This is a genomic window from Hominimerdicola alba, from assembly GCF_900109655.1.
Classification (GTDB): Bacteria; Bacillota; Clostridia; order Oscillospirales; family Ruminococcaceae; genus Hominimerdicola; species Hominimerdicola alba_B.
The window spans coordinates 202862-213802 of sequence record NZ_FOAT01000006.1; the positions used below are offsets into that span (position 1 = coordinate 202862).

Annotated in this window: 8 protein-coding genes; 7 read left to right on the forward strand and 1 reads right to left on the reverse strand. The window is 45.3% G+C overall.

From position 1 onward, the window contains the following. Positions 1 to 61 precede the first annotated feature (61 nt). From BMY75_RS09140 to BMY75_RS09170, 7 genes are all read left to right on the forward strand, one after another. The gene (locus BMY75_RS09140; protein WP_074832936.1) at positions 62 to 1477 is read left to right on the forward strand and encodes a sensor domain-containing diguanylate cyclase; all 1416 of its coding nucleotides are present in this window, start codon (positions 62 to 64) and stop codon (positions 1475 to 1477) included. 559 nt (positions 1478 to 2036) lie between these two features. Further along, positions 2037 to 3224 carry a bifunctional phosphopantothenoylcysteine decarboxylase/phosphopantothenate--cysteine ligase CoaBC gene (gene coaBC, locus BMY75_RS09145; protein ID WP_074832974.1) on the forward strand — a complete coding sequence of 396 codons (1188 nt, stop codon included), beginning with the start codon at positions 2037 to 2039 and terminating at the stop codon, positions 3222 to 3224. 10 nt (positions 3225 to 3234) lie between these two features. After that, positions 3235 to 5343, forward strand: a complete 2109-nt coding sequence (locus BMY75_RS09150; protein WP_074832976.1) for a glycoside hydrolase family 36 protein — start codon at positions 3235 to 3237, stop codon at positions 5341 to 5343. A 95-nt stretch (positions 5344 to 5438) separates the two neighbouring features. Further along, complete coding sequence (locus tag BMY75_RS09155) at positions 5439 to 6776, forward strand: CCA tRNA nucleotidyltransferase (RefSeq protein WP_074832938.1); 1338 nt, start codon at positions 5439 to 5441, stop codon at positions 6774 to 6776. Beyond that, the gene (locus BMY75_RS09160) at positions 6766 to 7260 is read left to right on the forward strand and encodes a VanZ family protein (RefSeq protein ID WP_074832940.1); all 495 of its coding nucleotides are present in this window, start codon (positions 6766 to 6768) and stop codon (positions 7258 to 7260) included. The genes BMY75_RS09155 and BMY75_RS09160 overlap by 11 nt, the downstream gene beginning before the upstream one ends. Positions 7261 to 7482: 222 nt before the next feature. After that, complete coding sequence (locus BMY75_RS09165; protein WP_074832943.1) at positions 7483 to 9471, forward strand: putative bifunctional diguanylate cyclase/phosphodiesterase; 1989 nt, start codon at positions 7483 to 7485, stop codon at positions 9469 to 9471. Positions 9472 to 9510: 39 nt separating this feature from the next. Next, positions 9511 to 10071 carry a GNAT family N-acetyltransferase gene (locus BMY75_RS09170; RefSeq protein ID WP_074832945.1) on the forward strand — a complete coding sequence of 187 codons (561 nt, stop codon included), beginning with the start codon at positions 9511 to 9513 and terminating at the stop codon, positions 10069 to 10071. A gap of 420 nt (positions 10072 to 10491) precedes the next feature. Here the strand turns inward: BMY75_RS09170 and BMY75_RS09175 are convergent. Beyond that, positions 10492 to 10941: DUF4368 domain-containing protein (locus BMY75_RS09175; RefSeq protein WP_139199763.1), on the reverse strand; the 450-nt coding region annotated here is incomplete at its 5' end.

Sequence of the window (10941 nt, forward strand, 5' to 3'; positions counted from 1 at the left end):
TATGTAACACCAAATCTCTTGCCGGACAATGTACGTGCAGTCCGGCGGAATGGAGGAGCATATGGATTTTCAGAAAGTGGTTGACAGCATATCAAAAGCAGCCTGTGTAGTATCTGTTGAAACTCCTGCGGACGGGAGTCCGATGAAGTTCAGGATAGTTACAGGCAACCGCGCTTATCTTGATACCATCGAGCGCCCGATGCAGAATGTTGAGATGCTTACGAGAAAATTTGTGCCCAACAGTGAGTACACTAACTATCTCAACCGTGATCTCAACTTTGAAGATTCCTGCTACTGTGCAGCGGTTGAAAAGAAGCTTCTACACGCATATGCGCACCCTGCAAGGTATGATGTATGGTTCAATATGTCGTTCCTGCCGCTGTCAGGCGATGAGGGTGATCTGCATTACTGCATGTATATAATGGAGATAAACTTCAAGCCCGATGCAAAGAGGATGTCTACCATATCGGCGGATATCGCATCTGCGGTACTTGAGACCTGTATCAAGCTGAGAAGTGCCGATGATTTCAGATCAGTATTGAACGAGATATGTGAGGATATCCGTGATCTCTGTGATTCGGAGAACTGCTGTGTTCTGCTTATGGATAAGGCAAAGCGTTCGTGTTCGGTGCTTTGCGAGGCTTTCTCAAAGGATACGAAGCTTGTTTCGATGGAGAATTATCTCACTGATGATTTTTACGATATAGCCGAATCATGGGAGAATACCATAGCCGGAAGCAACTGTCTTGTTGTAAAGAATGACAGCGATATGGAGGTAGTACGAGAAAGAAATCCTGTATGGCATGATTCTATAACAAGTGCAGGCGGCAAGACCATAGTACTGTTCCCGCTGGAGTTCAAGAATGAGCTGCTGGGCTATATATGGGCGATAAACTTCAGTGCTGATGTGGCTGACACCATCAAGGAGACGCTGGAACTTACTACATTCATACTGGCTTCCGAGATATACAGTTTCAAAATGATGGACAGGCTGCACGTTCTCAGCTCCAAAGATATGCTGACGGGCGTGATGAACCGCAACGAGATGAACAACTATGTGGATGATCTTGTAAAGGGAAGATCGGGCAGACCAATAGGTGTAGTATTCGCCGATCTGAACGGTCTGAAAGTTGTGAACGACAGTCAGGGTCACATCGCCGGAGATGAACTGCTGAAAAAAGCGGCTTCCGCTTTGCAGGAAGTATTCAGCTCACGTGATATTTTCAGGGCTGGCGGCGATGAATTCGTTGTGATGCTGACAGGTGTGACTGAGGAAGAGCTTTATCGTAAAACAGAGGAACTCAGGGAGACGGCGAAAAAGTACACCGATCTGGTCTTCGCCATAGGCTATGCCTATGAAGAAAGCACAGCTGAGGTACACAAAGCTCTGCGTCTTGCGGATGAAAGGATGTATCTCGACAAAAAGCACTACTACGAGATGCACCCCGAAAAGAAGCGTTCTTCCATAGCCAAATGATGATATGATGATATACGACCCTCGGCGAAACGGGGGTCGTTTTTTTTGATATTCCACATCCGGTGCAAATGTTCCACGTGGAACATTTGTGCGATAATGAATAAGAGCCAAATATCGTGTGCAGTGATAAGGCTTCATACGTTTATATATAGTTTTTTAGGGAAAAATATTGACATATGAAGCCGTGGATGTTATAATGTGGATAATTAACCATTTAATGCGGAGAAAAATTACCATGGGTAGATCGCTTAATGTTAATCATATTTTTAATATGGATAAGCTGGCTAAAGCGCAGTTCAAGAAAAAGTTCACAGACTTTATGACAGCCAAAGATTACACAAATATAATGAAATGTATCATAACAGGGTTAAATACTAGGAGATAATGAAAATCTTTGAGAATAACAATCGTAAAAACCCGGAAATTACATGAAAATTATTTAGACAAGTGATAGACTGATATCGAATGTCAGCCTGTCCTCTATTGCCATAAAACCAAAAATGTGTTATAATAATAAACAATATATTACGTGAAGCAGAATGAAAGGAGAATCATCATGATACTTGACGGAAAATGCGTGGTCATCGGCGTTACGGGGTCGATAGCCGCATACAAGATACCGAATCTTGCGCGTATGCTGAAAAAACAGGGGGCTGATGTTGAGATACTCATGACGCCCAATGCGTGCAATTTTATAAATCCCATAACTTTTGAAAGCTTGCTGGGTCACAAGTGTCTGGTGGAAACTTTTGACAGGACCTTTCAGTACTCGGTCGAACACGTTGCTCTGGCGAAAAAGGCGGACGTGGTTCTGATAGCGCCTGCTTCGGCAAACGTTATAGGCAAGGTGGCTTCGGGCATTGCGGACGATATGCTGACTACCACCGTTATGGCTTGTACCTGTACAAAAATTGTCTCACCTGCCATGAATCACAATATGTTCCACAACCCGATAGTTCAGGATAATATCGAAAAACTGCAGAGATTCGGGTATAAGATAGTCGAGCCCGACAGCGGTATGCTGGCGAACGGCGACAGCGGTGACGGCAGGATGCCTGAGCCCGAGGTGCTTTACGAGTATATCCTGCGGGAGATCGCCTGCGAGAAAGACCTTGCGGGCAAGCGGGTGCTTGTGACTGCGGGTGCCACCCGTGAATCCATCGATCCTGTGCGCTTTATAACTAATCATTCCAGCGGAAAAATGGGCATAGCAGTGGCTAAAGCCGCGATGCTGAGGGGTGCTGAGGTCACTCTCGTTGCGGGTCATACAGAGGCTCAGTTACCGCCTTTTGTGAATTATGTGCCGGTTGAAAGCGCTGAGGATATGTTCAATGCGGTGACTCAGCTGTCCGATAAACAGGACTTTATCATCAAGGCGGCGGCTGTGGCAGACTATACTCCAGTGACGGTCGCGGACAATAAGATCAAAAAGTCCGATAATGATATGAGCATCGAGCTGAAGCGTACAAAGGATATCCTGAAATACCTAGGTGAGCACAAGCGCGAGGGTCAGAAGATTTGCGGATTCTCTATGGAAACGGAGAATGTAATTGAGAATTCGTCCAAGAAATTACACAGCAAAAATTGCGATATGATATGTGCAAATTCTCTGAGGACAGCCGGTGCTGGCTTTGGCGTAGATACGAATGTCATCACGATGATAACAAAGGACGGCGCTGACGAACTGCCGCTGATGTCAAAGGAAGAAGCCGCACACAGGATACTTGACAAACTTCGCGATCTGTAAAGGCAGAAAGATGAAAAGAATACAAATATTTGAAAACGGAATAAATGTCGTTTTTGAGATAACCGATGAAAAGATGGTAAAGCTCCTGCATTTTTCTGCACTGCCATTTGATGAAAGCACGATGACTTCTAGAACTGGCAATGCAGGGTTCAGTCTTGTAGAGCTGCAGATCAGCGGTATAGACCGACCCGGGGAGCGTCACGGAAACAAGTATATCATAACTGCACCGGGGTATCGATTGGAATATAAGGATTTTAAAGACACGAACAACTCTCTGGGACGCAAACTGGAGATCATCTGTTTCGATGAGGAGACGGGTCTTGAAACTGTATCGCATATGCAGTTTTACACAGGCGCACGTGTTGTGAGAACGTGGACTGATGTCAATAATTGCGGTACTGAAAATTGGACTTTAGAATATGTTTCGTCATTTTCACTGACAGGCATCGAGAAAGAGGGGCTTCTGCCACAGGACGATAAAATGCGTGTGGGGATATGTCACAACTCGTGGCAGAGAGAGCTGCAATGGCAGTTTTACAGCCTTGAACAGGCGGGTCTGGGGCAATCTCAGCCCACGGAATGGCAGCATTCATCGAAGGTGCTCGGGGTGACGAACGTCGGCAATTGGTCGTCCAAGGAGTATATCCCGATGGGGTATGTTGAAAATACCGAGGTCGGCGGGGCGATGATGTGGCAGATCGAGCATAACGGCTCGTGGCACTGGGAGATATCCGACCGCGAGGGGCATTTGTACTTACAACTTTCGGGTCCGTCGGAGATCGAGTCACACTGGTCAAAGATTTTGAAGCCCGGAGAGAGTTTCAGATCTGTATACTGCGGCGTGTGTGCAGTGAACGGCGGCTTTGATGAAGCTGTTGCTGAAATGACAAGGTACAGACGTTTGATAAGGCGCAAAAATCACGATAATGCGAAGTTACCTGTGATATTCAATGACTACATGAACTGCCTTTGGGCTGATCCTACGACCGAGAAAGAGCTTCCGCTGATCGATGCTGCAGCAGAAGTCGGATGTGAATATTTTTGCATTGATGCAGGCTGGTATGCTGATGATGTCTGGTGGGACTGGGTCGGTGAGTGGCAGGAAAGCAGGAAGAGATTTCCAAACGGACTTCGTGAAGTAACCGACTATATCCGCAAAAAAGGTATGATCCCAGGGGTTTGGCTGGAGATAGAAGTCATGGGTATAAAATGCCCCATGGCGGATAAACTTCCCGATGAATGGTTCTTTGTCAGACACGGCAAAAGAGTCTTCGACAGAAGCCGATATCAGCTGGATTTCCGCGTACCAGCGGTGCGAGATCACTGTGATGCTGTTGTTGACAGACTGATAAACAAGTATGGTGTTGGGTACATAAAAATGGACTACAACATTGAGCCCGGCATCGGTACAGAGAATGATGCAGACAGCTTCGGTGATGGTCTTCTGGAACACGAAAGAGCCTATTTAGCGTGGCTGGATGGCGTTTTTAAACGCCACCCGAAGCTTATAGTCGAAAATTGCTCCAGCGGTGGACTGAGAATGGACTATGCTCTTCTGTCGAGATGTTCGATACAGTCAACTTCTGATCAGGACGATTACCGCAGATACGCCACAATAGCCGCAAATGCGCCTTCTGCCGTGTGTCCGGAGCAGGCTGCTGTCTGGTCATATCCACTGGAAACAGGGGACTGGGAAGAAGTTGTATTCAATATGGTGAATGCCATGCTATTACGAGTACATCAAAGTGGACACTTAGCTCGTCTAGAAACGGAAAGAAAGGCACTTGTAAAAGAGGGCATAGATGTGTACAAATCTATACGAGGCGATATTGCAAATGGAGTTCCGTTTTATCCGCTGAGATTGTCTAAATTTTCGGACAATTGGTCTGCGCTGGGCTTGAGGTGTGATGGTCGTATATATCTTGCTGTGTGGCACAGAGAGGGCTCTGGAAACTGTGTTATTCCGATAAAGAGTGATTTTAATGATGTAAAAGTCAGCTGTATTTACCCTTCGTATAATGAGGAAAAATTTGCTTACAATCCAAATAACAGGACACTTTCTCTTAGGTTTAGCAGACCGAATATGGCTCGGTTATTTGTGTTGGAAGAACAGTCATAAATTGTGGTGTGATCACCAATCGAAAATTGTGCTTTAGAAATAGCCAAATTTTGCTGTAGAATAAAAGATAACGAATAAGTTAACAGGGAGGATTTATGGACATTAAAATACCGCGATATGTTGCTGCGGTGATAGAGATTCTTGAAAAAAACGGATATGAAGCCTACATCGTCGGTGGCTGTGTAAGGGACGCTATGATGGGTAAAGAGCCCCATGATTACGACGTTTGCACTAACTGCACGCCTGATGGTATGGTTGAAATATTCAGTGGTTTTCATACCATAAAGACGGGGCTGAAACATGGTACACTTACTGTAATGTCTGAGCACATGCCTGTTGAAGTCACAACTTATAGGAGCGACGGAGAGTATACCGATCACAGGCGACCGGATTCTGTAAAATTTGAAACTGAGCTGAGTGAAGATCTGAAACGCCGTGACTTTACTGTCAATGCAATGTGTTTTAATCCGAATGATGGGACAGTTGATCTTTTTGATGGAAAAAAAGACCTTGAAAATCGAATAATCAGATGTGTTGGAGTTGCGGAAGACAGATTCGATGAAGATGCGCTCCGCATCATGCGGGCACTAAGATTTGCATCTGTACTGGACTTTAAAATAGAAGAAAATACAGCTGCTGCAATGCGCAAAAAGTCTTATCTGTTGAACGCAATTTCTGCTGAACGCATTTTCTCGGAGCTTAAAAAGCTTCTCTGCGGCAAGGCAGTTTGCAGGATAATGCTGGAATACTCGGATATAATCGGCGTGATACTTCCTGATATCATTCCCTGCATCGGCTGTGAGCAGAACAATATCCATCACTGCTACACGGTCTATGAGCACATTTGCAGAAGTATCGAGAATATTGAGTGTGACGAAGATCTGCGCCTTGTTATGCTGTTTCACGATATCGGCAAGCCGCAGAAAAAGGTCACCGATGAGGCTGGTGTCGATCACTTCAAGCTGCATCAGCTAAGCGGCGGGGATATTGCAGAGAACGTTCTTACGCGGTTGAAATGTTCAAACAAGACCCTTAAAAGGGTGACTTCACTGGTGCTTGAACATGATAACCGCATTCTTCCGAAGCGGCGAACTGTCAAGAGATTTATAGCAAAATATGACTATGACTTTTTTGAGGACTGGCTGAAAGTCCGCAGAGCTGATACTCTGGCACAGTCGGAGTATATGCGTGAGGAAAAGCTGGCAGAACTGGATCAGATTGCAGTACTGGGATCTGAGATAAAAGAGGAGATGTGCTGTCTGAAGACCAGCGATCTCGCAATTAACGGTCATGATATGATCGCCATGGGTTTCAGCGGTGCTGATATCAAGAATGCCCTCAATACCGCGCTGGATGCGGTGATAGATGAGGAGATCGAGAACGAGCGCGAGACATTACTCGCATTCATAAGGGGGAAGTTTAATGGACAGTAAATTATTTAACTTCTTTAGATGGGTCATCCTGATCGCAATGTGCATAGTGATTTTTGTTTTTTCTTCATCCCCTGCAACTGATTCTAGCAATCAAAGCAGAACTATCGTTATGAAGGTCATCCATTTCTTTTACATCGATTTTGATAAAAAGCCCGTTCCTGAACAGGCTGCTATATACTCTTTGCTGACGATCCTGGTCAGAAAGGGTGCCCATTTTTCGGAATATGCTTTACTGGCGGCGCTTGCTTTTTCTGCGTTTTACGGGATACACAACCGCATACTGAGATTACTTAGTTCTGTAGCGGCGGCTGCTTTATACGCTTGTACGGACGAATTTCACCAGACATTTGTTCCCGGACGTGCGGGTATGATGCGCGATGTGATTATAGACTCATCGGGTGCCCTTTTCGGGGCTATCGTCGCCTGCTGCATTGCAGCTTATTTCACTGCTTGGACGATAATCAGAAAGAACAGCTATTACTGAAATGCCGTAATTTCTGGCTTTGGCGTCTTGCTTTTTGCAAGGCGCTTTTTGTTTGTATAAATATTTTTATATTTCAAAATATATTATGTCGAAGTGACATGAAACCATCTATGAAATTGTACAGTTTTCACATTCTTTGTTCATAATTAACTACATTCATTGACAATTCTTTTCATTTGATATATAATAACCTTAGGTATCGGAAAGTGTGGTGACGGTATTATGGCAAAATTTAATGCTCAGACCTTAAAACGGGCTATACTTCGTGGTTTTGGTCTGGAAAAGCACAGTGAATACGTAAGCGATTATTTTTACGATGCTAACATGAAAGCCAGCATTTATATGTCGATAGTTGTTATCGTGCTGGAAGTATGGATGATTGTAAGGACAACTGTGACCCTTATCCGCAAGAATATGATGGATAAGTTCGGTCTTTATTTTGAAAAGTACTATATCAACTACATTATCCTGCTTACCGCGGGTGTGATAATGTTTGTTTTTGCGCTGAGGTATGTGCTTGGCAAAACGGACAGAAAGTGGCTGGGTATTCTGATAAAATGGGCGTTTTCAGCGATATGCATATACTTCGGCATCAAGATATCCATGCAGGACTATCAGAAAGGTGAGCAGATACTTACTTTTCTTACGATGGAGCTTTTTGTTGTCTGTCTGCTGACATGGCGGCCGTGGGTAGGATTTGCGATATTGACCTCCTCTTATGTGATATTTTTCACGATACTTTCCCGCATGGAAGCCCATAATACGGGGGAAGTCGGGCTGACCCTCGCTACGCAGATAAATGGCTTTACCATGTGGCTCTCGACACTGCTGTTCTGCATATCAAACTATAACAAAACCCTTTCACAGGCGCTGAAAGATGAAAGTCTTGAAGAGGTCAATTCCCACCTCAGCCGTATCTCGGTGGAGGACGAACTGACGGGGATACACAATATGCTGTATTTCAGGAGCGAGGCTGAAAAGCTGCTGAATTATGTCACTACCGATAAGGATAACGTGGTGTTCCTGTTTTTTGATATCGAGAATTTCAAGTCGTATAACGAAAAATATGGTTTTCACAAAGGAAATGAACTGCTGAAAAAGGCGGCGCATATGATCGTGGATGCTTACCCTAATTCACTGGTGTCCAGATTTTCGGACGACCACTTTGTGGTTCTGACCCATAAGGAAGGCTGCAAGGAAGCCGCTGAAATGCTTTCGGAGCAGATAAACGCTCTCCAGAATGAAGTTCATCTTCAGCTGAAATGCGGTGCTTATCAGCCTACGGCAGATGAAAGCGACCCCAGTCTTGCCTGTGACAGGGCGAGATTCGCCTGCAATACCATCAAGAAGCATTTCGACAACTTTTTCAGGTACTACGATAAAACGCTGGAGGATAAATTCCAGATGAAGCAGTACATTGTCAACAGTATCGACAATGCCATCGCAAACGGCCATATCAAGGTGTATTATCAGCCTGTGGTATCAACGCGTACCGGCGAGATAGTCGGGCTTGAAGCTCTTGCCAGGTGGATCGACCCCAGGTACGGTATCCTGCCGCCGGGTGCTTTTATCGATATACTTGAAGAGTACAGGCAGATACATAAGCTGGATATCTGTATGATTGAAAGCGTATGCCGTGATTACCGCGAGGCTGTGAAAAATGGCGAGGTCTTTGTGCCTGTTTCCCTGAACTTTTCAAGGCTCGATTTCGAGCTTTGCGATATTGTGGAAGAGCTTGATAAACGTGCGGAGAAGTATAAAGTCCCGCGGAATTTCCTCGATGTGGAGATAACCGAGAGCGTTCTGGAGGAACAGCACGACTTATTACAGAGAGCTATGTCACGGCTGAGGGAGCTGGGCTATAAGGTCTGGCTGGACGATTTCGGCTGCGGATATTCCTCAATGAACGTCCTGAAAGATTACAGCTTTGATGTTTTGAAGATAGATATGAACTTCCTCAGCGGATTTGACGAAAATCCCAAGACCAAGCTGATAATCAACAATATTGTGGCGCTGACCAAGGAGATAGATATGGTCTCGCTGACTGAGGGCGTTGAAACGAGGGAGCAGTTTGAATTTCTTGCTTCCATCAACTGCGACAGAGCACAGGGATTTTTGTTCAGCAAGCCTGTACCTCTTGAAAAGCTGCGCGAGCGGGCAGCTGAGGGTGAACTGAAGTTTTCCGAAGAATTCCGCTCGGTACAAGTGTAAAAATTCAAAAGACAGACATGAGACAGAAAAGGAGACAACATGATAGCAGATATTTTTGAAGAACCATTGTCGATGGAGCTGGAGAAAGTATGTTTAAGACCTATAACCGCAGATGATGCGGATGATCTTTACGATATTTTCTCGGACAGACAGGTGATGAAGTACTATGACAGACTTCCTATGAAAAGCCGCGAAGAATCAGATGATCTGGCTAAGATGTTCATGAACGGCATGACTGATAAGACCATGATCAGATGGGGGATAGAGGAAAGATCCAGCGGAAAACTGATAGGTACCTGTGGATTTTTCTGTATATCCGAAGATGACAAAAAGGTCGAGGTAGGTTATGAACTCAGGCGTGACCGCTGGGGCATGGGGATAATGTCCGAAGCGTTGGGTGCTATAATGAGATTCATATTTACAAAGACGGATATCAACCGAGTTGAAGCCTTTGTGGAAGTGCCGAATGTGGCATCGATGCGGCTTCTGGATAAGCTGGGGTTTGTCAATGAGGGAACGCTGCGTCAGTACGAAAGGTGTAGGAATGAGTTGATAGATGTTACAATCTGGAGCTGTCTGAGAAGCGATGGGGTGTATTAAGAAAACACAAACTTGCGGAAAATGCCAAGGAAGAGAGCTTTTGGTCAAGCTTTTCGCGAAAAGCTTGCGGGAGCGCGAGGGCAGAGCCCTCGCATCAAGGCGCAAAAGCCAAATGCACAGCGAATAATAAGAGAAAAGCAAACTTCCCGCCCTGTCAAAAGGCGCGGCAATAAAAAAAGTTCCGAGCGTGGACAAAACGAACGTCCACGCTCGGATTTTTGTTAGCGGTGACTGCGTCGACCGCGTGCCGCGCCTATTGGTCGGTAGGTCGCTTTTCTATTTATGGCTTTGTTGCCGCGTCGTGCCTTGACCGAGAGGCTCTGCCTCTAACAGTCAGCTTTGTTGACTGTGTGCTCATCCGCAAGCCTTTCGCGAAAGGCTTGATCCAATGTTCACTAGCGATAAAGCACTAATACCGCCTTATGCGGCTTTTTGGCGCCTGTCGAAATCTCTGCCGTCAAGGACTATCCTTGATTTAACAACATTGAACCTGAAAATGATCTCGATCTCCTGCAGCCTGTGACCGCTGGATTTATCGGGTTCATGGACTAGTATCCGTTCGATCATTTCACGCAGGTTCTTTGGTGTCAGCTCGTCGATGTGCTTTATCTTCTTGACTAGCTCTATAAAATCGTGAATATCCGAGCATTTCTGCTCTTTGTCCTCGATGAACTTGGTAAGCTCTGCGACTTTAACTTTAAGCTGTTCCTGCTCGTTTTCGTAGTTCTTGGACATCACTTCAAATCGAGAATCGCTGATCTTGCCCGAAACATTGTCCTCATAAAGTCTTGTAAACAGCCTGTCCAGCTCGGTTATTCGTTTTTCGGACTTTGTCAGCAGCTTTTTCGCGTTCTTGACTTCGCTCAGATA